Origin of the sequence: Anoxybacillus thermarum (assembly GCF_000836725.1) — a bacterium.
GTDB classification, from domain to species: Bacteria; Bacillota; Bacilli; order Bacillales; family Anoxybacillaceae; genus Anoxybacillus; species Anoxybacillus thermarum.
The window spans coordinates 1-21195 of sequence record NZ_JXTH01000035.1 but is presented as its reverse complement, the minus strand read 5'-3'; the positions used below and the strand labels follow the sequence as shown (position 1 = coordinate 21195).

Here is a 21195-nt window from a genome sequence, read left to right as displayed (position 1 = left end):
ATCCTATTTTGTAATTGTAACGGTAAAGGTCATATCATCTTTACTTAAATCAAACGTTTTCGCTTTAAGCATATACCCTTTTTTTATAAGAATATCGCTGACAACAATATAAATGCGCTCTTTTTTTGCATCCACTTTCACCCAATTCGGTAAAGAAGCGTGCTTTTCTATATACGCTAATACATATGAAACAGGCAAACGAAGCCGTCCGAAGGTCATTGTTGGATGAGCAAGTATAATGTTCCCGCTTTCATCAACATTTGGATCAAATGCCATCTTTAAATCGACTTGTTTTCCGAATATCGGAATTGCACTTGTAATATAGAGACGATCAGCTAATTGAACATCATAAGACAATTCACCTTCCTTTTTATGCTTCTGAATATAATCACGAATTAACGTATTTATATGTTGCTTCGATGTTTGCACAGTAAATGTTGGTCCTTCCCCTTTGATGTTTGGAATATTTGGAGAAGGAAATGGCTGAAACATATAAAAAAGTAGTAACACGATCATTAGAGCGTTTATCCCTAACAAGCTAAAAAATAAAATTTTCCATTTCACAATTCATTCTCCTATCCATTCCTGATGTCTTTGTAAGTATTCGTATATGCGCTTTGCCATTTGTTCATAGCCTATTTTGTTCGGATGAAATTGATCATCATACAATACATCATCCCGTCCTTCAAACAGATCCGCAATAGGTACAAATAGTGTACGATCATAGCGAGAAATTACTTCCTCACTTCCCTCGTTCCACATGTGTATAATCTCATCCATTTCAGGTATATTTGGGAAAGCTGAAGAAAACGGATTGTATAATCCAATAAGCACAATATAAGCGTCTTGATTCATATGCCGAAGAAGTTGCAGTTGCTCATCAAGTCGGGACGCAAATGCCTGTTGTTCCTTTACAAACAAATCATATGTTAAAGATAAAAAATGTGAACGAACAACTTTCATCATATCATTTCCACCAATAGTGATAAAAATAAGATCTGCTTGCTGAATAACCGATTCGTTATTTATCATGACATCTGCGAGTTGTGTACTACGTAATCCTCGTTTGCCAAAGTTGTGCACAAACACTTTATTTACATCGTCACGACTTTCTAAATATTGCTTGATAAATGTGACATATCCACCTTGCTCATCACCCACTCCTTCTGTTAATGAGTCGCCTAACGCCACAATTTGTAAATCACGTGGCTTCATTTGTACTTGCTCTTTCTCTTCTATCATTGTCGGTGTAGAAGAACATCCGACTAAACAGACGCAAAGAAATAGAAGAAGAAATTTGTTCACAGAAAATCCCCTCTCTATAAAAGAAAAGACAAAAATGACTGAACCATCATTTTTGTCTGTATATCCTATTCTTGTAACATGTCAATATGCTTTAAAATTTCTTCGTAAGGCACATCGTTTAAGCCGCTATAGTACTTCACAATCGTCCCATTTTGATCAACGAGATAAAAATCTGTACCGTGAATGACTTGGTCTCCCTCTTGCGGTTTTTTTACGACAGCTTTAAAGTTTTTTTGAGCAAAACGTTCAATTTCTTGTTGTGTGTATCCTGTAAGTAGATGCCAACGACTCGTATCTCCTTGAAACTTCTCAACATATGCCTTCAATGCATCCGGCGTATCGTTTTCAGGATCGACACTAAAAGAAACAAAATGAACGTCTAACCCTTTTTCCCTCGCCATCTTTTGCAATTTCGCCATATTTGCCGTCATTGGAGGACAAACGTCAGCACAGCGCGTAAAAATAAAATCTGCCACCCATACTTTTCCTTTTAAATCTGCTAAACCAAACTGTTGACCATTTTGATCGATAAATGTGAAATCCTCAATTGGCCAATTTTTCGCATCTGGAATTGCTTGTTGGCAAGCAACAAGCAAGGACAGGAATAAAGCAAACGCCCATAAGCGTATACGTCTCACTTTTAACGCCTCCTACTCCGTATAGTACATAAATCCGATAGCTCCTGGACCTGTGTGGGTAGAAATAATCGGGGTTGTATACACGATGTCGGTTTGTGTCCATCCTGTTGCTTCCGCAATCGACTGTTTTAATCGTTCACTTAAATCCATTGCTTCTGCGTGAGCAATCCCCACTGCTCGAATCATCTTTCCTTTCGTATGTTCAACAAATTGATTTGTTAAAAATTTTACAATTTGAGATTGACTACGAACTTTTGTCACAGGTGTATATACACCATCTTGTAACGAAGCGATCGGTTTAATGTTTAGCAGCGAACCAATCATCGCTTTCCCTCGGCCAATGCGACCACCTTTGACGAGATTTTCAAGCGTATCAACAACAACAAATAAATGTGTATTCTCACGGATCGTATCAAGACGCGAAACAATTTCTTCTACTGTTTTTCCCTCTGCCGCCATTTTTGCAGCTTCTAATACTTGAAAGCCGAGCGCAAGAGAAATAAAACGAGAATCGATGACGGTAACGTTTGCTTTTGTCATCGTTGCAGCACTCTCTGCAGAGCGCACCGTTCCACTCATTCCTCCTGTCATATGAATGGAAATGACATCATATCCTGCTTCTCCGAGTTCATCATATACTTGTAAAAACTGTCCTGCAGACGGTTGAGAACTTTTTGGAAGTTCATCTGCTTGTTTCATTTTTTCAATAAATTGTTGTGGAGTTAAATCAATGCCGTCTACATATGTTTGCCCATCAATGGAGATTGATAATGGTACAACGCGAATGTCCCACGCCTCAATCGTTTCTTTCGTTAAATCGACCGTAGAATCTGTTACAATCTTCACTTTACTCATTTTTCCACTTCCCATATTTCATTCTAAAATTTCGTACGGTGAAATTATATAATAAAATGCTCCTATATGTCGCTGTTTTCATAAAATTTTTTGTAAAAAAAGAGCTGATTTGCACATTGGCAAAACAGCTCCTTATCATTTATGCATTGTTTTTTAAAATTTCAGATTTAAATATTTGTTCGTACACCGGCCACTTTAACACTCGTTTTAAATATTCTTTAAATGAATACACCTTCTTTGGACTTTTTCTAGCATGCACTTGTGCAATAAACGTTTGCAACCTTACTTTTACCATAAATTGATAAGGGTTATCGTCCTCCAATACCGGAATTTCGATAATTTTTACTTTTTGCCCATCTACGTTTTTAAACTCTAGGCTTTTGAATAACAAAATATCAATCCTCTTTTTTGACCGATTTACTTATATTATACACGATTTTTATGTTGAAGTATGTCACATTTCGTCATCGATTTATAAAAAATTTTTGTCAAATGAGCAAATGGAACAAACTGCTATCTTTATTCACTTCCATAAACGGAAAACCTTTTTTCTTCATTCGTTCGATGAGCGGACCGTAATCTTCACGACATTTTAATTCAATGCCAACGAGAGCGGGGCCACTTTCTTTATTATTTTTTTTCGTATATTCAAAGAGTGTAATGTCGTCTGTTGGTCCTAATACTTCATCGAGAAATTCACGCAAAGCGCCAGCACGTTGCGGAAAATTCACAATAAAATAATGTTGAAGTCCTTCATAAATCATAGAACGCTCTTTAATTTCTTGCATGCGCCCAATATCGTTGTTTCCTCCGCTAATAATACAAACAACGGTCTTGCCACGAATATGTTCTTTATATAAATCAAGCGCAGCAACCGGCAACGCTCCAGCAGGCTCCACTACAATCGCGTTTTCATTATAAAGTTGCAAAATCGTTGTACATGCTTTTCCTTCAGGAACAATGACAATATCATCGACCATTTCTTTTGCTAATGCAAATGTTTTTTCCCCTACACGTTTCACTGCCGCGCCATCTACAAATGGATCAATTTCACTTAAAGTGACGACTTCTTCTGCTTCAAACGATTTTTTCATAGAAGGAGCTCCTTCAGGTTCGACGCCAACTAGTTTCGTTGCTGGTGAAATGCTTTTGATATACGTGCCGACACCAGAAATAAGCCCCCCGCCACCAATACTTGCAAACACATAATCAATCGCTTCTTCACAATCATTTAAAATTTCAACACCAACTGTTCCTTGCCCAGCAATGACCGCCTCGTCATCAAATGGGTGAATAAACGTTCGTTGTTCTTGTTTTGCACAAATTAGTGCTTGTTCATAGGAGTCATCAAATGTATCGCCAACTAAAATAATGTCGACAAACTCTCGACCAAAAAACTGTACTTGTGATACTTTTTGTCTCGGAGTTGTAGATGGCATATAAATTTTCCCATGCACACTGAGTGCTCGACATGAATAAGCTACACCTTGAGCGTGATTGCCTGCACTTGCGCAAACAATTCCATTTTTCTTTTCTTCTTCACTTAAGCTTTTCATTCGATAATATGCACCACGAATTTTAAACGAGCGAACGACTTGTAAATCTTCCCGTTTAAAATATACGTGACAATCATACCGTTCTGAAAGCAATTCATTTTTTTGCAAAGGGGTATGATACACGACATCTTTTAACGTTTGATAAGCAATTAAAATATCTTCTACATATACGCCATGTTTTCGTTTTACTTGTTGTTCCATTTTCTCGTTTCCTTTCTATTTATAATTTCGTTGTCAAAATTATGTTATTCTAAAATATATCATATTTTCGAATAAAGAAAAGTAAATTTTCTAAAAATTATTCAAAAAGATGAAGCTCGCCAATCAGCGAGCTGTTCGTTCATATATACAAAATGTGTGTGGATAACGATTTTTTTCGTCTTGCACACCTTGTCGAGCGGTACGGAGCACCCATTGCTTTTCATCAATTGGTGGAAAAAATGTATCTCCTGTAAACGTTTCGTCAATATGTGTAACGTACAATTGATCGGCTAGCGGCATCGCTTGTTCAAACACTTGCGCTCCCCCAATAACAAACACATGACCATATTGCTGTTCTATTTGTTCAATGTCATCAATTGAATGAATGACTTGAACATTCGAATCCGCTGAAAACGTGTTGTCCCGTGTAAGTACGATGTTTATTCTGCCAGGAAGAGGACGGCCGATCGATTCAAATGTTTTTCGCCCCATGACAATCGGATGACCCATAGTTACATGTTTAAAATAAGCTAAATCCGCCGGTAAGTGCCAAGGTAATGTATTGTTCCAACCAATGACTCGATTTCGATCCATCGCGACAATAATAGAAATCAATTGACTCACTTCCCTCACACAGACACATCCGCTTTAATGTGCGGATGCGGATGATAATCAACAATTTCAAAATCTTCAAAGCGATATTCGAAGATAGACGCTGGTTTTCGTTTAATGACTAATTTCGGAAGTGGGCGCGGTTCTCTCGTTAATTGCAACTTCGCTTGTTCGATATGATTCGTATATAAATGAACATCACCACCAGTAAAAATGAGTTCTTTTGGCTGTAGATCGCATTGTTGAGCAACCATATGCGTAAGTAGTGCATAGCTTGCGATATTGAACGGAAGACCTAAAAACGTATCAACCGAACGCTGTTGCCACATACACGATAACGTTCCATTTTCCACGTAAAACTGAAAAGCATAATGGCAAGGAGGTAACTTCATATTGTCTAATTCCGCAACATTCCATGCGCTTACTAAAAGACGGCGCGAATTTGGATTGTGCTTTATTTGTTCAATCACTTCGCTAATTTGATCAATCGTTCGACCATCCGCTCCCCTCCATGAACGCCATTGAGCTCCATACACCGGTCCTAAATCTCCGTTTTCATCTGCCCATTCATCCCAAATTGTTACACCATTTTCTTTTAAATAACGAATATTCGTATCCCCACTTAAAAACCAAAGTAATTCATGAATAATCGAACGAATATGTAACTTTTTTGTTGTAAGTAAAGGAAATCCTTCGCGTAAATCAAAACGCAATTGACGTCCAAATACAGAAATTGTCCCTGTTCCCGTACGGTCATCTTTATACACACCGTTTTGTAAAATATCTTCAAGTAATTGTAAATACTGCTTCATAACACCCTCACCTTTTTTTATGTACTGTCATTTATTATGACATAAACCATAAAAGTAGGAAAGACAAAAACCGCAGGATTCCCCTACGGTTTAACAAATACGTGGCAACATTAATCCTGTTAATCGATATAATCGTCGTGTTGTGCCAAGCGGTGTTCGCAACAATAATTGACCTTTGTTTGTTGCTCGAACAGTTCCGATCACAGCTGCATCTTTTCCTTCAGGTTGAGAACGAAGGGCATCAAGAACAGCCTGTTCATCTTCTTTCGGAACAATCATGACCACTTTTCCTTCGTTAGCCAAATAAAGTGGATCAAAACCGAGCAATTCACATGCTCCTTCCACTTCTTGTTTTACTGGAATACGTTCTTCCTCCAACTCAATCGTTACACCAAAATCTTCACAAATTTCTACAAGGGCAGTCGCTAATCCCCCGCGGGTTGGATCGCGCATCAGGCGAATGCGTTGACTTGCTTGTAACGCTTTGGCAATGAGCGGATACAATGTTGCACAGTCGCTCTCAACCGTTGATACAAGACCTAATTCCCCTCGGGCCACTAATATAGCTACTCCATGATCACCAACTGAACCGCTGACAATGACCGAGTCTCCTTCACACATTTTAGGATCAAGCGGATGGGAAATGACTCCGATCCCAGTTGTATTAATATATAATCCATCCGCACTACCACGTTCAACGACTTTTGTATCGCCCGCAACAATCGCCACATTTGCTTTTTTTGCTTCTTCAGCCATCGATTGCACGATCGTTTTTAAATCACAAATTGGAAACCCTTCTTCGATAATAAAACTACAAGTCATAACTTTCGGGATCGCTCCAACGACCGCTAAATCATTTATTGTTCCAGCTACCGCTAACTTTCCAATGTTTCCGCCTGGAAAGAAAAGAGGTTTAACGACAAAACTATCCGTTGTCATTGCTAGCTCATGCAGGTCTAACGTAAACGTAGCCGCATCGAATTTTGCATGACGATCGTTATGAAACATAGAAACAAAAATATCCGAAATGAGCTGATGAGCTAACTGTCCTCCGTCCCCGTGGGCGAGCGTTATTCGCTCCATTCGTTACTCCTCCCTCATATATTGATAATACGCTGCACAACTGCCTTCTGATGACACCATACAAGGTCCAATCGGATGAAGCGGTGTACATGCTTTCCCAAACAATACACATTGTGGTGGATCGATAAGCCCACGAATGACTTCTCCACACCGACACTTTGTTCGACGCGGTTCGCGCGTTAAAACAGAAAACTTCACCTTTGCGTTAAACCGATCATACTCTTTCTTAAAATCCATTCCACTTTGTGAAATCACTCCGATACCGCGCCACGCCTCATCGCATAATGTGAAATAATGGCTCATCCAATATTTCGCTTGTACATTTCCTTGTTCATTCACTACGCTTTTATAATCGTTTAATACAATAGCGTGCTGTTTGAGTGCCAATATTAATAAATGACGAATAGCACTTAACATATCTAATGCTTCAAATCCACTAATTACCGCAGGCATATTGTATTCTGTTGCTAAAAATTCAAAATGCGCTCTTCCCATCACCATGGATACATGCCCAGGCAGTAAAAAACCGTCTAGTGACACTTCTCCATCGTGAAGTAATTGCCGCAAAATTGGCTCCACTAGCTTTGTCGACATCCACATCGAAAAATTGTGCACTTGTTTTTCTTCTGCTTCTTTTACTGCTGCTGCTAAAATCGGAATGGTTGTCTCAAAGCCTATCCCTAAAAAAATAACTTCTTGATACGGATGCTGTTCAGCAATACGAACCGCATCAACTGGAGAGTAGACGACACGCACATCTTTTCCTTCTGTCTTCGCTTGCATCAACGTTCCATAAGATCCAGGCACCCGCATCATGTCGCCAAATGTGCAAATGATTCGATCCGCACCATCTGTCAAAGAAATCATTGCATCAATTGTTACTTGATCAGTGACGCAAACAGGGCAACCAGGACCAGAAATGAGACGAACGTATCCTTCGAGCGCTTTTTTTACTCCCGTACGAGCAAGTGCCATCGTATGTGAACCGCACACTTCCATAAACGAGGGCATTCGCCCAAACGTTTGTTGAAACTGATTTGCTAACGTCTGTACTTCTTTTAACAACGTTCGACTGAGCGCTGAACGAGTTGGGCTATCCATCACGTCTAGCATCGACTAGCTTCCTCCATTCTTCCAAACTTTCTTTTGCATACTGTTCATCAATAATCGACATCGCCTGTCCAGCATGCACAATGACATAGTCGCCAATTTTGACTTCAGGAACAAAAATGATTCCAACATCCATTTGTGATCCCATGACATCTACTCGTGCGGAAAAACCTTCAATATGTAACACTTTTGCCGGTACTCCTACACACATACACGATCCCTCCTATGTGCTGCGATGATTAACTGTCCAAGAGCTAGTCCTCCATCATTGCACGGTACTTTTTGATGCGTGTAAACACACAATCCAAGCTTACTGAGTTCTTGACGAAGACGTTTAACGATATAACGATTATGCATACTTCCTCCAGATAATACGATATTTCGTTCGTATTTTGGATATTTTTGTAAAGCTAAACGAACTAATTCAACAGACGCTTGCACGACTGTTTCATGGAAGCGGCCAGCAATAATATTTACTTGTTCATGAGCTTCAACATCTTCCCATATCGCTTGCCACATCTTTGCCAAATCAATTTCCCATTCATCCTGTTTTTTTATATGAAACGGATAAGCTTCATATATTTTTGTATCATCAATTAATTCAGAAAGTCGAACAGCCGCCTCCCCATCGTACGTACTATGCGTGCAAACGTGCAAAAAGGCACTAACGGCGTCAAATAGCCTCCCGCACGTACCTGCTAAAGGAGAGTGTAGTCCTTTTTCGACCATTTTTTTTAATACACGTACCTCTTGTGCTCGTTCGGCAAATCGCTTCTCCGCCAGAGCATATCCTTGTTCGCCGAAATAATGTCCCAGCATGCCGATTGCTGTACGCCAAGGCTCTTTGATGCAACGTTCTCCACCTGGAAGCGGAGTATACGTTAAATGCCCGAGCCGTTTATATTGCGAAGCATCTCCGTACAGTAGCTCAAACCCCCATATATGTCCGTCCTCCCCGTATCCTGTTCCATCTAAAATAAGTCCAAAACAAGGAGAGTGTATATGATTTTCCACCATGCACGAAACCATGTGTGCATGATGGTGTTGGACAGCTACAATGTCGGCATTCCATTGTTTTGCGATATTCCACGTTTCATAATTTGGATGCAAATCAACAGCAATTGTTTTTGGCGTTACTCCCATCCAAGTGCGTAAATGTTCGTATTCCCTTTGGAAATGTTCAACGACTTCTACATGCTCTAAGTCACCAATATGAGGCCCTAAAAAAATTTGATGATGTCTCCCAAACGCGAATGCATTTTTTTGTTGACCACCAAGTGCTACAATTTCATGAACGTCATACTTCGTCTCTAATGGATCGGGAACAAAGCCACGCGCTCGTCGAATAAAATGAATCTTGCCACTCTCTATTTGAACAACAGAATCATCAATAGGGTGAACAATCGGACGATTATGTACAAGAAAATAATCAGCAATGCCTTGTAAATCACGTAAAGCTTGGTCGTCTTCGTATATCATTGGCACCCCTGAACGATTCGCACTCGTCATCACGACAACAGGCAATCGGTCATCAAGCAATAAATGGTGAAGTGGGGTGTACGGTAACATCACTCCAACTGTTTGTAACCCCGGAGCAACCGATGAAGCAATCATTGTGTTTTTTCTTTGTTTAACAACAACAATGGGAGCTTCCGGCGAAGTTAACAACTGTTTTTCTTCCGCAGTGACATGACATAATTGTTCTACAATATCAAGGGAGGCTGCCATAATAGCTAGCGGACGATGAGGCCGCCGTTTTCTTATTCGTAATTGTCGAACAGCCATTTCATTTGTCGCATCACAAGCTAAGTGATATCCACCTAATCCTTTCACCGCAACAATCGCCCCAGCACGAATATATTCCTTCGCTTGTTCAATGGCATCCCCTTGCATCGCTTGCCCATCTGGCATCAATAATGCAACAGATGGACCGCATGTTGGACAAGCAATAGGCTGAGCGTGATGACGGCGGTTCATAGGATCTTTGTACTCTTGTTCACATCGTTCACACATTTGGAACGAGCGCATCGATGTAAACGGACGATCGTACGGTAACTGTTCAATGATTGTATAACGAGGGCCACATTGTGTGCAATTAATAAACGGATAGCGATACCGATGATCATTTGGATCATACATTTCTCGTAAACAATCTTCACAAACAGCCGTATCAATTGGAATTACGAGCGAAGAACTTCCTGTTCGTTCGCTCGTAATGATAGAAAAATTTTTAAAAGCACGCCATTGTGATAAAGTTACGACCATCTCATCGATGCGAGATAGCCGCGGTGCCTCCATCGGTAAAGAGTAAATAAACTGGTCAACTGCATATGCATCGCCTTCTATATGAATAAAAACCCCATCCATATTATTTTGGACTGTTCCTTTTACTTGATATCGCTGGGCAAGTGCGAAAATAAAAGGACGGAAGCCAACTCCTTGCACTCGTCCTTTCACTGTGATATTGACTGCTTTTTGCATCGGGCAACCCCTTCTCGAATCCAATGTAACCATTCATCCATGCCTTCACCCGTTTTTGCTGACAACGGAAGCAACTTAGACTGTGGATGAATACATGATAAATCTTCTTTCGCTTGTTCGACATCAAAATCAAGATACGGTAGTAAATCAATTTTATTTAGTAAAACAAGCTCTGTTCTCATAAACATCGTCGGATATTTTGGGATTTTGTCATTCCCTTCTGGTACGCTTAACACAGCTACTTTATGTTGCTGCCCTAAATCATAACCGGATGGACAAACAAGATTTCCTACATTTTCAATAAATAAAATATCAAGATGTTGAAAATCAAATTGCGGTAAAACAGCCGCAATCATACGAGCATCTAAATGGCACCCTCCATGCGTATTAATTTGTACGGCTTGCGCACCAAGGGCACGAATACGATCTGCATCTTTTTCTGTTGCTAAATCCCCTTCAATGACACCGATACGAAACTCATTTGCTAACGTCTCAATCGTCTTCTCTAAAATGGTTGTCTTCCCTGCGCCCGGTGAGCTCATTATATTGATGACAAGCGTATTCGTTTCCTCAAATAATTGACGGTTAAACGCAGCTGCACGGTTATTGTTTGTTAACACATCAACTTCCAATGTAATTTTCATGCGTCAAACTCCCTTCATATGCCAATATACGAAATGTTTCTCCTTCTACAATGTTTCCACTCGGAAGTAAACATGTTGGACATTGAGCAATTTTTGTCACGGGCTCATATTGGCTTCCACAAATTGCGCAAACTGCTTTCGCTTTCTCTATATGAATGATCAATTCAGCATCCATTGTTAAACTGTTATTTGCTTGCATTTTATACACATCAAACGCAAATTGTAATGCATCCGGAAGCACATTGCTTAACGTGCCAACAAGCAATTCTACTTTTTTTACATATTTTATCTTTTTCATTTGAGCATCTTGCTCGATTAACTGAACGATTTCTCCCATTAGCGCCATCTCATGCATAAGAATCCCTTTCTATTTGCACATACCACTCATCTCCTTCTCGTTTTGTAGGAAGAAGTGGCATATGCAACGTTCCTTTTTGTGAAAATACATGCCATTCACGATCACAATACAAGCAAATAAAACGATGGTCTTGCTGAATATAATGCGGCATGACTTGACAATGTGAACAAATAGCTTTTCTTACATATAACGTCCCTTCATGTTTGTAAACAATGAGCGGGATGCGATCAACAGTTTTGATTTCAACGTCACATATATCATCGCACGGGCCAATAGCATGCCACGTGCGATGATTAGAAAATAATTTCTTCACTTTTTCCACCTCGTCTTCTAATAATGGGGCGGAAGCTTCTTTCATTGTTTCAATTAAACTATTACGCATCATTTTTAAAAATTGCAGGCGATTCATGGCGTACGACACCACTTCTCTACTTGGTGAACAACTCGCTCAACAACGTGTGGAAGTTGCGCTTGGACAATTGGCGATAACTCTAATCCGAGACATAAAGATGCAGGTTGAACACCAAATAAAACCATTTGTTTTGGACATGTTTGACGTATTTTGGCGGCTGACAACACTTCTTGAAAACCGAGTTGATGAATGGACATTTTAATTCCAAAATATGCTGGAATTTCATCATCGATTAACGTAACGATTGTTCCTGCTTCTTTCCCTGCATTGACAGCATCGACAATTGCCAAATACTCCGTCTCTTCAATTGTCCCAAGTAAACGCATCCCATCAGTTGAGCCTTCAATCACTTCTACCTCGTCGTATTTCGCCAATTTTTCTTCTAATAAAGGCAAAATATGAATGCCTACTCCTTCATCGGAATATAGTAAGTTTCCTATTCCGAGAACAGTTATTTTTTTATTTTTCATCCTGTTCACCTAATGCTTCTTTTTTTCTTTCTAGTTTATAGCCAGTAAAAATGGATGACATCGTTCCATTTCGTTGTAAATAGTCTTCACGAAATGCCATATATACGTGTACAACAGTAAAAATGATAAACCCCCATGCCACAAGATGATGCCACGAACGAACGGAATAGCTATCGCCACCAAATAAATGGGCAACCCACATAAACATTTTTCCATAAATTGATTCTGGTTGTGGTTCAAATAATAAATAGTAACCTGTAAGCATCATAATGATCGAACCAAGACCAATAAAAATCCAATAACTTAATTGGGCGAGTGGATTATGCCCAATGTAATGTTTTTTATTGTTTTTCATAAATAAGTAATATTTTATTGTTTCAAACGCTTCCTTCCAAAAAGAAAGGCGAAACGGATTCGATGTTGCATGCTCATTTCCTTTGTACACCCAATACCAACGAACAGCTAGATTAATAGTAAAAAGAAAAGCAACAAAAAAGTGAACGTAGCGCGCCCATCCCATTAAAAAGGAATAATATGCCTCTTCTTGAATAGATGCGGACACGAACGGGCGGCCAATGAACACGCCCGTAATCATTAACACTAGAATAGAAAAAGCATTAATCCAGTGAAAAATACGAACAGGTAGCTCCCATACGTACACTTTCACCATGTGATCGTTTAATTCAATATGTTTTGCTTTTCGTGATCGCTTCCAAATGACTTCCGTCCGTTTTTGTTCAATTTTTGGATTTGTTGGGATCGACATACACTCCCCTCCTATCCAATACGAATATGAGTCGTTTGTTTCGATTCAAGATCTGTTAAATGAACCGCACATGCTAAACATGGATCGAACGAATGGACGATGCGCAAAATCTCTAACGGCTTTTCTTTATCAAGCAATGGCGTTCCTTTTAAAGATGCTTCATACGCACCAATTTGTCCTTTATGGTCACGCGGTGAAGCGTTCCAGGTCGTCGGAACAACCGCTTGATAGTTTTTCGTTTTTCCATCTTCAATCTCAATCCAATGACCTAGCGCTCCACGTGGCGCTTCCATCCATCCGACTCCTTTTGCTTTTTTCGGCCATGTACTTGGCTCCCATTTTGTTCGATCAAATGTAATTTGGTTTCCATTGCGAATATTCGCCAATAATGCGTCCATATCGTCACGCATCCATTTTGCAACAAGAATGGACTCAAGTCCGCGCGCTACTGTGCGACCAAGTGCTGAACGCATCGCTTCAAGCGGCCAATTCAATTTTTTCAACGTGTCATCTATTAATCCGACAAACTCATCTTTCTTTAAAGCATAGCCAACGAGCATGCGTGCAAGTGGCCCTGTTTCCATCGGATGCTCTTTCCATCTTGGGGATTTTAACCAGCTATATTTTTCATCTGTATTTAATGTTTTAAACGGTGGCTTTGGTCCTGTATAACGAAGTGATGTTTCACCCTCCCACGGATGCTTACCAACGCCCCCTTCTTTTCCGTCATACGTATACCACGAGTGATCGATAAACTCTTTTACTTGTTCTGGATCTTTCGGATCGACATCGAGCACTTCATTGAAGTTTCCATTTAAAATGACACCACGTGGGAAACGGTATAAGTGAACGTCTCGAATATCGCCTGTTGAAAAATCTCCATAACATAAATAGTTGTTTAAACCACCACCATATGTCCAATCTTTATAAAATGAGCCGATCGCCAATAAGTCTGGGATGTAAACATTATTTACAAACTCTACTGCCTGATCGATAATTTGCGAAACATGCATCAAACGTTCGGCATGAATGGCATTATCGCTATTTACATCAATCGGTGTAGCCATCCCACCGACGACATAGTGAGGATGTGGGTTTTTTCCACCAAAAATCGTATGAATTTTCACAATTTCTTTTTGCCAATCGAGCGCTTCTAAATAATGAGCAACGGCAAGTAAATTCACTTCAGGTGGTAACTTATATGCTTTATGCCCCCAATAGCCGTTTGCAAAAATGCCGAGTTGCCCGCTATCCACAACTTTTTGTACTTTCATTTGAATGTCTTTAAAATAACCCGGAGACGATTTTGGCCAACTAGAGAGCGACTGAGCAATACGGCTTGTTTCGTTTGGATCTGCTTTAAGTGCACTTAATACGTCAATCCAATCAAATGCGTGCAAATGATAAAAGTGAACGACATGGTCATGTAAAAAAACAGCCGCGTTCATAATGTCACGAATCAAATGTGCGTTTCTCGGAATTTTAATATCAAGCGCATCTTCAACGGAACGGATTGAAGCTAAAGCATGAGTTGTTGTACAAACACCGCAAATGCGTTGCACATATGCCCAAACATCCCGTGGATCGCGATCTCGTACAATTAACTCAATGCCACGAACCGCTGTACCTGAACTAAATGCTTCTTGAATGACACCGCTGTCATCAACATCTACTTCAATGCGTAAATGCCCTTCAATTCGTGTTACTGGATCGACAACAATACGTTCTGTCATCTTTATTCACCTCGATCATGATGTTCGTCTTTTTTCTTCATTGCTGTTACCGCAGCATGAGCAGCGACACCTGCAGCAGTCACACCAACCGCAATCGCTCCGACCGTTTCTGGATTAATCGTCGTTTGAGATGCAGGGATTTTTGCACGACGAACGAAGAATGGACCGTTATCCCAAAAACCTTTCTCGGAGCAACCGATACATGGATTGCCGGATTGAATTGGATAACTAACCCCACCGTTCCAGCGCATTTCCGCACAGGAGTTATATGTTGTTGGCCCCTTACATCCTACTTTATATAGGCAATATCCTTGTCTTGCTCCCTCATCATCAAACGATTCCGCAAATAAGCCTGCATCAAAATATGCGCGACGATTACATTTATCGTGAATACGATGACGATAAAATGCTTTCGGTCTGCCAAGATGATCAAGCTCTGGAAGTTTGCCAAACGTAATAATATGCGCAATGACACCAGTCATGACTTCTGCAATTGGCGGACATCCCGGCACTAATACAACAGGTTTATCTTTCACAAAATGCGTAATTGGTTTGGCTTTTGTTGGATTTGGATATGCCGCAGGAATCCCTCCCCACGATGAACAGCTTCCATATGCAATAATCGCTTTTGCTCCTTTAGCAGCGCGAAGAAACGTTTCTTTTGCCGATACGCCCCCAACGGTTAAAAATGCATCGTCTGTTGGCAAGCTTCCTTCCACTGCAAGTATGTATTCTCCCGGATAATGTTCAAGAACATGTTCGAGTGCAGCTTCAATTTGATGACCCGAAGCAGCAGAAAGCGCTTCCGAATACTCGAGAGAAATCATATTTAACAGCACACTTTCCACTTTCGGATGCGTCGAACGAATAAATGATTCAGAGCACCCTGTACAGTCTTGAAACTGTAACCAAATAACCGGAACACGCTGGTTCTTTTCCATCGCTGCAACCACTTGGTCCGTTTGTGAAAAATCAAGTCCCATGGTCGCCGCAAGCGCCGTACACATTTTTAAAAAATCGCGTCTCGTAAAACCGCGATCAAGCACTTCTTCTAAAATAGTTTTTCTTTTCACATAGCTCCTCCCCTTTACATGATAACGTTTACAGCTAATTATATATCATTATTTCCCTTTATGTTATTTTCATGGGATAATTGTCATAAAATGTTCTTAAATATATTAACAACGTGAAAATAGTTTTTATTATAATAAGTAGATAAAAAAGCGCCTCCTATTTGGAAGACGCTTCTTGCTCCGACTGTTTTTCTTTTCGTTTATACACAAATTTTGAGATTGATATACTTACTTCATATAACAAAAGCAACGGGATCGTTACTAAAAAGTCAGAAATAAAATCTGGTGGTGTAATCGTAACCGCAATAATTACTAATACAAAATACGCGTATTTTCTTACTTTTTGTAACGCGTATGGATTAATAATGCCAATGCTTGTTAAAAACATAACGATAATCGGTAATTCAAACAATATCGCAAACGGAATCGTCATGTTCAAAATAAACCGAAAATACTTTTCTGTTGTAAACATCGTTGCGAACAAATCTTCACCGAGGCTCATTAAAAAATGAAACACCATAGGCAATACAACAAAGTACCCAAAGCATAAGCCGAGTACAAAAAGTAAAAACGTAGCTGGAATATATGAAAGCGTTACTTTTCGCTCCCGTGGCGTAAGAGCAGGCTTCACGAACATCCATACTTGCCAAACAAATACAGGAATCGTCATTGTAATTGCAAACACGCCAGCTAACATCACATATACCCATAAAATATCGGTCGGACCTAAAATCGTTAGCTTCACATCTAAATCAGCAATAAGCCAACGGTATAAATCTTGCACAAAAATAAATCCTAAAATAAAAAATAAAATAAGGGCTCCAACAACAATAAACACGCGTTTGCGTAATTCTTCCAAATGTTCGACTAACGTCATCTCTTTATCTTCATATCGTTTCTTTTCTTCCACGAGCGTAAACACCAACCTTTTTCCATGTTAAAAACGGCAACACATCGTTGCCGCCTTATGATTTACGCGCTTCTTTCTTTTCCTCAAGCTCCTCTAATACTTCATCACGCAGTCCTTTTGTTGACTTTTTAAATTCACGCAATGTTTCACCAAAAGCCCGTCCGATTTCAGGTAGTTTTTTCGGTCCGAAAATGACAAGAGCGATGACAAGGATTAAAATTAAGCCAGGTACTCCGATATTTGAAAGCATAACGTCATCTCCTTTTTTTATACATACGCTTCTTTTATTGTATTGCTAAGATCTTCATTTTTCAATGACAAATTTTTAAGAGGTGTGAGAAATGTTTGACAATCAACATACAGTGTACGCCATTTTCTTTACCATATCTAGCGATGTTACTATAAAAGTCGGTCGATTGGGCAGTTTTTTATTCCCGAGCGGAAACTATATTTATGTAGGGAGTGCGAAACGAAACATTCAATCACGTATTCAACGTCATATGCAACTAGAAAAACGAAAGCACTGGCATATCGATTACATTCGTCCATACGGTGAAATTACACACGTTCAAACGTATTCCTCCGAACTAAGCGAATGTGAACGAGCCCAACAGCTGTTTCAACAATACAAAGGACAATGGATTGTAAAAAAATTTGGCTCATCGGACTGTCGCTGTTTTTCCCACCTTATTTATTATAAAGAATAAACGAGGGATGTATTCCCTCGTTTAACTTGCTTTCTCATATTGTTTTTCGTATTTTTCTTCCGATTTTGCAATAATAACTGCACATGCCGCATCACCTGTAATATTCACGACTGTTCTCGTCATATCGAGTAAGCGGTCAACACCTAAAATAAGGGCAATTCCTTCAACAGGTAGACCGACGGATGTTAACACCATGGAAAGCATAATTAAACCAACACCTGGAACGCCTGCTGTACCAATACTCGCAAGTGTTGCTGTTAAAATGACGGTCAAAAGATCACTAACTGTTAAGTCCACACCATACACTTGTGCGATAAACATCGTTGCCACACCTTGCATAATGGCTGTTCCATCCATATTAATCGTGGCCCCAAGAGGTTGAACAAAACCGCTAATGCTTTTCGGAACGTTTAAATTTTTTTGTGCCGTTTCCATCGATACTGGCAACGTAGCATTGCTGCTTGATGTACTAAACGCAACAGCCATCGCTGGAGAAAATCCTTTAATAAGTGCGATAGGGCTCATTTTCCCAAGTGTCCATACTGCCGTACCATACACGACGAAGAAATGAATAAATAAAGCTAACAATACAGCAAACATATATTTCCCCATCGCTGCAATCGCATCAAATCCTTGTCCGCCGATCGCAATAGCAATTAATGCGAATGCACCATATGGCGCAAACTTCATCACCCATTCTACTAAATACATGAGAAGATCATTTGCTTGCTCTATGGTGACTCTCACCTGTTTTACTCGATCACCAAGGCGGGCGACAGCCATTCCAACAAGCACCGCAAATACAATGATTTGTAACATATTTCCTTCAACCATGGCTTGGAATGGGTTTGTTGGGATAATATTCAATAATGTATCTACAACCGGCGGAGCTTCTTTCTTTTCAAACGATGCCCCTTCTAAATTAAAATTCCCTTCTCCTGGACGAATGACAGATCCTAATGTTAAAGCAATTATAAGTGCAAGAGAAGTAGTAATTAAAAAGAATGCAATTGTTTTCATACCAATACGACCAAGCTTTTTCGGATCACCAACACCAGCTGCTCCTAAAACGAGCGATACAAAAACAATTGGAACAACAAGCAGTTTAATTAAGTTAATAAATATTGTTCCAAGCGGATTGAGTACGTATGTTTTTGCGAGGTCAAACCATTCTGTTGGAAGAGCTAAGTTGAAAATGAGTCCAACGATAATTCCTGCAAACATTCCTAGTAAAATTTTTTTCGTCATTGACATATCCACACCTCCATCAAATTCTGCATCTTTTGCTGTAAAACGTATTCAACTTCGTTCGGGAAAAGGGTTAAGGGAGAGGATCTATTCAATTGTAAATGTTTTTTTTAAAATTGTAAAGAAAAAATGATTATAATTGTTATAAAAGTATTTTAATTTCTTTTTTTACAAAAAAAACTACCACGATAATGTGGTAGTTTACATCCGCTTTGTTTTTTTGCGACTCGAATCTACTCCAATGTTTCCTGTTTCGTGTTCAGTCGTACCTTGTCCTTTGATCTCTGGTGAACTTAATCCTGTTTTCGAAGCATCTTTTTTTCGTTTCCCCATTTCATTCACCTCCTACTGTCTTATTTTGCGTCATTTATGAAAGTTCAATCGTACCAAAATGAAATTTTGCCGTCTTTCTTCGATAAACGAAAAAATGAAATTGCTCAAAACGTGAACTTTGCCAATGATCTTTTAGTACAACTCGCTGTCGAGCTACTCGTTTTGCTTGTTCGATATCTTCTGCTGTAACATTCGTATATAGCGCTGCCTGTTTTAGTCCCCTTACTCCGTCCGCTTCATCAATAGTTACTTCAAACATCGGATCCAAATAAACAACATCATATGACTGATCATCACATTGCGCTAAAAAAGAGCGAAAATCGGCATGCTTTACATGAATGCGCCGCATCGCTTCATTAAGTTCAACGACATCACTTTCCCAATGACGTAATCCTTGTTTTGTTAAGTAAGCGATATGTGCACTCCCTTCAATTCCCACCACTTTTCCTTCCTCACCAACAACTAAGCTAGCGATTATGCTATCAGCTGCTAATCCAAGCGTACAATCTAAAAACGTCATCCCTTTTTGTAATTTCGTCGCTTGTAAAAATGGTTCACTTTCTCCTTTTAAAATACGCTTTGCACGAAAGGAAGCAGAATTTGGATGAAAAAATAACGGTTCATCTCCGTTAATCAAATGGATTTCTAATCTTTCTTTCCCAACGACCAAAACAGGTTCAGCTATCTGTTGCTGAATGGCTGTAATGGAACGTTTCTGACGCGGGATGTACGGAATTTGTAATTCATCGGCAATTTGTTTCGCTTTTTCAATCATTTGTTCATTTGTTCGGCCAGCAGTTGTCACAATCATACGTTCACCCCAAAAGAAAAAGGATGTCAATCGGACACCCTTAACAATGTTTTTCAAAAGCTTGCATAATATTTTGCATAATATTTTCAAGAGAATTTGCTTCAATATCGTGGCGCGGAATAAAATGAACAACTTCTTTTCCTTTTAATAAGGCCATCGATGGCGAAGAAGGTTCAATGCCAACAAAATACTCACGCATTTTAGCCGTTGCTTCACGATCTTGTCCAGCAAATACTGTCACAAGATGGTCTGGTTTTTTCTCGCTCATTTGTACCGCCTGAATAGCCGCTGGACGTGCAAGCCCTGCCGCACAACCACAAACGGAATTAATGACAACAAACGTCGTTCCTTCTACTTTTTCCATAAATTGTTCCACTTCTTCACTCGTACGTAATTCTTTAAAGCCACCGCTGACTAATTCATCACGCATCGGCTGTACGACTTGACGCATATATTCTTCATATGACATAAACATACGTTCATCCCTCCAAATCATTCTTGCTTTTACAAGAATACAACAATGCAAATAGAAAAATCAATAAGACAAAAAACATTGAACAATTTTCTAAAAATTTTTATAATGAATATATTTATATGATGTAAATGGAGGTTGAGAACATTGCCAATTAATATTCCTCGTGATCTTCCAGCTAAAGAAATATTAGAACAAGAAAATATTTTCGTCATGGATGAAGATCGCGCCTATTCCCAAGACATTCGACCGTTAAACATTATTATTTTAAACTTAATGCCGCAAAAAGAAAAAGCAGAAACACAGCTAGAGTCAGTCAAGACTTTGTGGAGAACATTTTTTCGGTTCACTACGGGTGTTGTCAATCACTAGTTAGCGAACCATTTTCAGGAATTGATATCGTAAGCGCTTTTGGACTCTCATCCCTCATCTTGAAGTGATGATATTGTATTCCATTTTTTTACACCCAACCAAAATCCCGAAGCGCCGACAACGCTTGATGGATCGGCGTCCCGGATGACCGCTGCAGACACGGTAGATTCTGACGCACCACATCTGCCCACAACCGTCCTGCCTTCCGTTTGGCCTGTTCAACCCGCTTGGAC

General features: G+C 39.6%; 26 protein-coding genes and 2 pseudogenes. 2 read left to right on the top strand and 26 right to left on the bottom strand.

The features are described 5' to 3' along the window. Nucleotides 1–3 precede the first annotated feature (3 nt). From LH47_RS09290 to LH47_RS09190, 21 genes are all read right to left on the bottom strand, one after another. Nucleotides 4–564 (bottom strand): YpmS family protein, encoded by a 561-nt coding sequence (locus LH47_RS09290; protein WP_043966780.1) that lies wholly within the window; start codon nucleotides 562–564, stop codon nucleotides 4–6. A 3-nt stretch (nucleotides 565–567) separates the two neighbouring features. Further along, nucleotides 568–1305 (bottom strand): SGNH/GDSL hydrolase family protein, encoded by a 738-nt coding sequence (locus LH47_RS09285; protein ID WP_043966778.1) that lies wholly within the window; start codon nucleotides 1303–1305, stop codon nucleotides 568–570. A 65-nt stretch (nucleotides 1306–1370) separates the two neighbouring features. Next, a complete protein-coding gene (locus tag LH47_RS09280) occupies nucleotides 1371–1943 on the bottom strand; it encodes an SCO family protein (RefSeq protein ID WP_043966776.1) in 573 nt (190 codons plus the stop codon). A gap of 12 nt (nucleotides 1944–1955) precedes the next feature. Next, on the bottom strand, nucleotides 1956–2798 hold the full coding sequence (locus tag LH47_RS09275) for a DegV family protein (RefSeq protein ID WP_043966792.1): 843 nt from the start codon (nucleotides 2796–2798) through the stop codon (nucleotides 1956–1958). 139 nt (nucleotides 2799–2937) lie between these two features. Then, nucleotides 2938–3189 carry a YpmP family protein gene (locus LH47_RS09270; protein ID WP_021094802.1) on the bottom strand — a complete coding sequence of 84 codons (252 nt, stop codon included), beginning with the start codon at nucleotides 3187–3189 and terminating at the stop codon, nucleotides 2938–2940. A 97-nt stretch (nucleotides 3190–3286) separates the two neighbouring features. Then, nucleotides 3287–4555: a threonine ammonia-lyase IlvA gene (gene ilvA / locus LH47_RS09265; protein WP_043966774.1), complete on the bottom strand. Its 1269-nt coding sequence runs from the start codon at nucleotides 4553–4555 to the stop codon at nucleotides 3287–3289. 123 nt (nucleotides 4556–4678) lie between these two features. Next, on the bottom strand, nucleotides 4679–5170 hold the full coding sequence (locus LH47_RS09260; RefSeq protein WP_043966771.1) for a dihydrofolate reductase: 492 nt from the start codon (nucleotides 5168–5170) through the stop codon (nucleotides 4679–4681). 14 nt (nucleotides 5171–5184) lie between these two features. Continuing rightward, nucleotides 5185–5979: a thymidylate synthase gene (gene thyA, locus LH47_RS09255; RefSeq protein WP_043966770.1), complete on the bottom strand. Its 795-nt coding sequence runs from the start codon at nucleotides 5977–5979 to the stop codon at nucleotides 5185–5187. 90 nt (nucleotides 5980–6069) lie between these two features. Further along, entirely contained in the window at nucleotides 6070–7062 is a 993-nt protein-coding gene (hypE, locus tag LH47_RS09250) for a hydrogenase expression/formation protein HypE (protein WP_043966768.1), read from the bottom strand. 3 nt (nucleotides 7063–7065) lie between these two features. Then, nucleotides 7066–8175, bottom strand: coding sequence for a hydrogenase formation protein HypD (gene hypD / locus LH47_RS09245; protein ID WP_043966766.1), 1110 nt, complete (start codon nucleotides 8173–8175; stop codon nucleotides 7066–7068). Next, entirely contained in the window at nucleotides 8156–8383 is a 228-nt protein-coding gene (locus tag LH47_RS09240; protein ID WP_021094797.1) for a HypC/HybG/HupF family hydrogenase formation chaperone, read from the bottom strand. The genes hypD and LH47_RS09240 overlap by 20 nt, the downstream gene beginning before the upstream one ends. After that, on the bottom strand, nucleotides 8374–10653 hold the full coding sequence (gene hypF, locus LH47_RS09235) for a carbamoyltransferase HypF (RefSeq protein ID WP_043966764.1): 2280 nt from the start codon (nucleotides 10651–10653) through the stop codon (nucleotides 8374–8376). Before hypF ends, LH47_RS09240 begins: the two co-directional genes overlap by 10 nt. After that, complete coding sequence (gene hypB / locus LH47_RS09230) at nucleotides 10626–11297, bottom strand: hydrogenase nickel incorporation protein HypB (protein WP_043966763.1); 672 nt, start codon at nucleotides 11295–11297, stop codon at nucleotides 10626–10628. Before hypB ends, hypF begins: the two co-directional genes overlap by 28 nt. Continuing rightward, nucleotides 11275–11652, bottom strand: coding sequence for a hydrogenase maturation nickel metallochaperone HypA/HybF (locus LH47_RS09225; RefSeq protein ID WP_043966761.1), 378 nt, complete (start codon nucleotides 11650–11652; stop codon nucleotides 11275–11277). The genes hypB and LH47_RS09225 overlap by 23 nt, the downstream gene beginning before the upstream one ends. Further along, nucleotides 11645–12064 (bottom strand): (2Fe-2S) ferredoxin, encoded by a 420-nt coding sequence (locus LH47_RS09220; protein ID WP_043966759.1) that lies wholly within the window; start codon nucleotides 12062–12064, stop codon nucleotides 11645–11647. The genes LH47_RS09225 and LH47_RS09220 overlap by 8 nt, the downstream gene beginning before the upstream one ends. Then, entirely contained in the window at nucleotides 12061–12537 is a 477-nt protein-coding gene (locus tag LH47_RS09215; RefSeq protein WP_043966758.1) for a HyaD/HybD family hydrogenase maturation endopeptidase, read from the bottom strand. Before LH47_RS09215 ends, LH47_RS09220 begins: the two co-directional genes overlap by 4 nt. Continuing rightward, nucleotides 12527–13303, bottom strand: a complete 777-nt coding sequence (gene cybH, locus LH47_RS09210; RefSeq protein ID WP_043966756.1) for a Ni/Fe-hydrogenase, b-type cytochrome subunit — start codon at nucleotides 13301–13303, stop codon at nucleotides 12527–12529. The genes LH47_RS09215 and cybH overlap by 11 nt, the downstream gene beginning before the upstream one ends. 11 nt (nucleotides 13304–13314) lie before the next feature. Then, nucleotides 13315–15036, bottom strand: coding sequence for a nickel-dependent hydrogenase large subunit (locus tag LH47_RS09205; RefSeq protein ID WP_043966754.1), 1722 nt, complete (start codon nucleotides 15034–15036; stop codon nucleotides 13315–13317). Nucleotides 15037–15038: 2 nt separating this feature from the next. Next, nucleotides 15039–16109 (bottom strand): hydrogenase small subunit, encoded by a 1071-nt coding sequence (locus LH47_RS09200; RefSeq protein WP_043966752.1) that lies wholly within the window; start codon nucleotides 16107–16109, stop codon nucleotides 15039–15041. A 157-nt stretch (nucleotides 16110–16266) separates the two neighbouring features. Further along, on the bottom strand, nucleotides 16267–16986 hold the full coding sequence (tatC, locus tag LH47_RS09195) for a twin-arginine translocase subunit TatC (RefSeq protein WP_200890866.1): 720 nt from the start codon (nucleotides 16984–16986) through the stop codon (nucleotides 16267–16269). 88 nt (nucleotides 16987–17074) lie between these two features. Next, nucleotides 17075–17269, bottom strand: coding sequence for a twin-arginine translocase TatA/TatE family subunit (locus LH47_RS09190; RefSeq protein ID WP_043966748.1), 195 nt, complete (start codon nucleotides 17267–17269; stop codon nucleotides 17075–17077). Between the two features lie 91 nt (nucleotides 17270–17360). Between LH47_RS09190 and LH47_RS09185 the strand changes: the two genes are divergently transcribed. After that, nucleotides 17361–17726: a GIY-YIG nuclease family protein gene (locus LH47_RS09185; protein WP_043966743.1), complete on the top strand. Its 366-nt coding sequence runs from the start codon at nucleotides 17361–17363 to the stop codon at nucleotides 17724–17726. A gap of 21 nt (nucleotides 17727–17747) precedes the next feature. Here LH47_RS09185 and LH47_RS09180 read toward each other — a convergent pair whose 3' ends face one another. The 4 genes from LH47_RS09180 to LH47_RS09170 form a co-directional block, all read right to left on the bottom strand. Beyond that, entirely contained in the window at nucleotides 17748–18980 is a 1233-nt protein-coding gene (locus LH47_RS09180) for a dicarboxylate/amino acid:cation symporter (RefSeq protein ID WP_200890865.1), read from the bottom strand. 195 nt (nucleotides 18981–19175) lie between these two features. Continuing rightward, nucleotides 19176–19307, bottom strand: a complete 132-nt coding sequence (locus LH47_RS15265) for a YuzL family protein (protein ID WP_084221302.1) — start codon at nucleotides 19305–19307, stop codon at nucleotides 19176–19178. Between the two features lie 34 nt (nucleotides 19308–19341). After that, on the bottom strand, nucleotides 19342–20118 hold the full coding sequence (locus LH47_RS09175; RefSeq protein ID WP_043966741.1) for a class I SAM-dependent methyltransferase: 777 nt from the start codon (nucleotides 20116–20118) through the stop codon (nucleotides 19342–19344). A gap of 40 nt (nucleotides 20119–20158) precedes the next feature. After that, nucleotides 20159–20593, bottom strand: coding sequence for a BrxA/BrxB family bacilliredoxin (locus tag LH47_RS09170; RefSeq protein ID WP_043966740.1), 435 nt, complete (start codon nucleotides 20591–20593; stop codon nucleotides 20159–20161). Nucleotides 20594–20737: 144 nt separating this feature from the next. On the opposite strand from LH47_RS09170, the pseudogene LH47_RS09165 reads away from it, so the two are divergent. Then, a pseudogene (locus tag LH47_RS09165) lies at nucleotides 20738–20899 on the top strand (homoserine O-acetyltransferase/O-succinyltransferase family protein); the annotation flags it as partial. A 151-nt stretch (nucleotides 20900–21050) separates the two neighbouring features. Here LH47_RS09165 and LH47_RS15260 read toward each other — a convergent pair. Then, nucleotides 21051–21195 (bottom strand): annotated as a pseudogene (locus LH47_RS15260) (UPF0236 family protein); the annotation flags it as partial.

What these genes read in the sequence shown, in the direction of transcription:
- LH47_RS09275 (WP_043966792.1), bottom strand. Translation starts at nt 2,798, where the DNA reads ATGAGTAAAGTGAAGATTGTAACAGATTCTACGGTCGATTTAACGAAA.
- ilvA (WP_043966774.1), bottom strand. Translation starts at nt 4,555, where the DNA reads ATGGAACAACAAGTAAAACGAAAACATGGCGTATATGTAGAAGATATT.
- thyA (WP_043966770.1), bottom strand. Translation starts at nt 5,979, where the DNA reads ATGAAGCAGTATTTACAATTACTTGAAGATATTTTACAAAACGGTGTG.
- hypE (WP_043966768.1), bottom strand. Translation starts at nt 7,062, where the DNA reads ATGGAGCGAATAACGCTCGCCCACGGGGACGGAGGACAGTTAGCTCAT.
- hypD (WP_043966766.1), bottom strand. Translation starts at nt 8,175, where the DNA reads ATGCTAGACGTGATGGATAGCCCAACTCGTTCAGCGCTCAGTCGAACG.
- LH47_RS09240 (WP_021094797.1), bottom strand. Translation starts at nt 8,383, where the DNA reads ATGTGTGTAGGAGTACCGGCAAAAGTGTTACATATTGAAGGTTTTTCC.
- hypF (WP_043966764.1), bottom strand. Translation starts at nt 10,653, where the DNA reads ATGCAAAAAGCAGTCAATATCACAGTGAAAGGACGAGTGCAAGGAGTT.
- hypB (WP_043966763.1), bottom strand. Translation starts at nt 11,297, where the DNA reads ATGAAAATTACATTGGAAGTTGATGTGTTAACAAACAATAACCGTGCA.
- LH47_RS09225 (WP_043966761.1), bottom strand. Translation starts at nt 11,652, where the DNA reads ATGCATGAGATGGCGCTAATGGGAGAAATCGTTCAGTTAATCGAGCAA.
- LH47_RS09220 (WP_043966759.1), bottom strand. Translation starts at nt 12,064, where the DNA reads ATGAATCGCCTGCAATTTTTAAAAATGATGCGTAATAGTTTAATTGAA.
- LH47_RS09215 (WP_043966758.1), bottom strand. Translation starts at nt 12,537, where the DNA reads ATGAAAAATAAAAAAATAACTGTTCTCGGAATAGGAAACTTACTATAT.
- cybH (WP_043966756.1), bottom strand. Translation starts at nt 13,303, where the DNA reads ATGTCGATCCCAACAAATCCAAAAATTGAACAAAAACGGACGGAAGTC.
- LH47_RS09205 (WP_043966754.1), bottom strand. Translation starts at nt 15,036, where the DNA reads ATGACAGAACGTATTGTTGTCGATCCAGTAACACGAATTGAAGGGCAT.
- tatC (WP_200890866.1), bottom strand. Translation starts at nt 16,986, where the DNA reads ATGACGTTAGTCGAACATTTGGAAGAATTACGCAAACGCGTGTTTATT.
- LH47_RS09190 (WP_043966748.1), bottom strand. Translation starts at nt 17,269, where the DNA reads ATGCTTTCAAATATCGGAGTACCTGGCTTAATTTTAATCCTTGTCATC.
- LH47_RS09185 (WP_043966743.1), top strand. Translation starts at nt 17,361, where the DNA reads ATGTTTGACAATCAACATACAGTGTACGCCATTTTCTTTACCATATCT.
- LH47_RS09180 (WP_200890865.1), bottom strand. Translation starts at nt 18,980, where the DNA reads ATGTCAATGACGAAAAAAATTTTACTAGGAATGTTTGCAGGAATTATC.
- LH47_RS15265 (WP_084221302.1), bottom strand. Translation starts at nt 19,307, where the DNA reads ATGGGGAAACGAAAAAAAGATGCTTCGAAAACAGGATTAAGTTCACCA.
- LH47_RS09175 (WP_043966741.1), bottom strand. Translation starts at nt 20,118, where the DNA reads ATGATTGTGACAACTGCTGGCCGAACAAATGAACAAATGATTGAAAAA.
- LH47_RS09170 (WP_043966740.1), bottom strand. Translation starts at nt 20,593, where the DNA reads ATGTTTATGTCATATGAAGAATATATGCGTCAAGTCGTACAGCCGATG.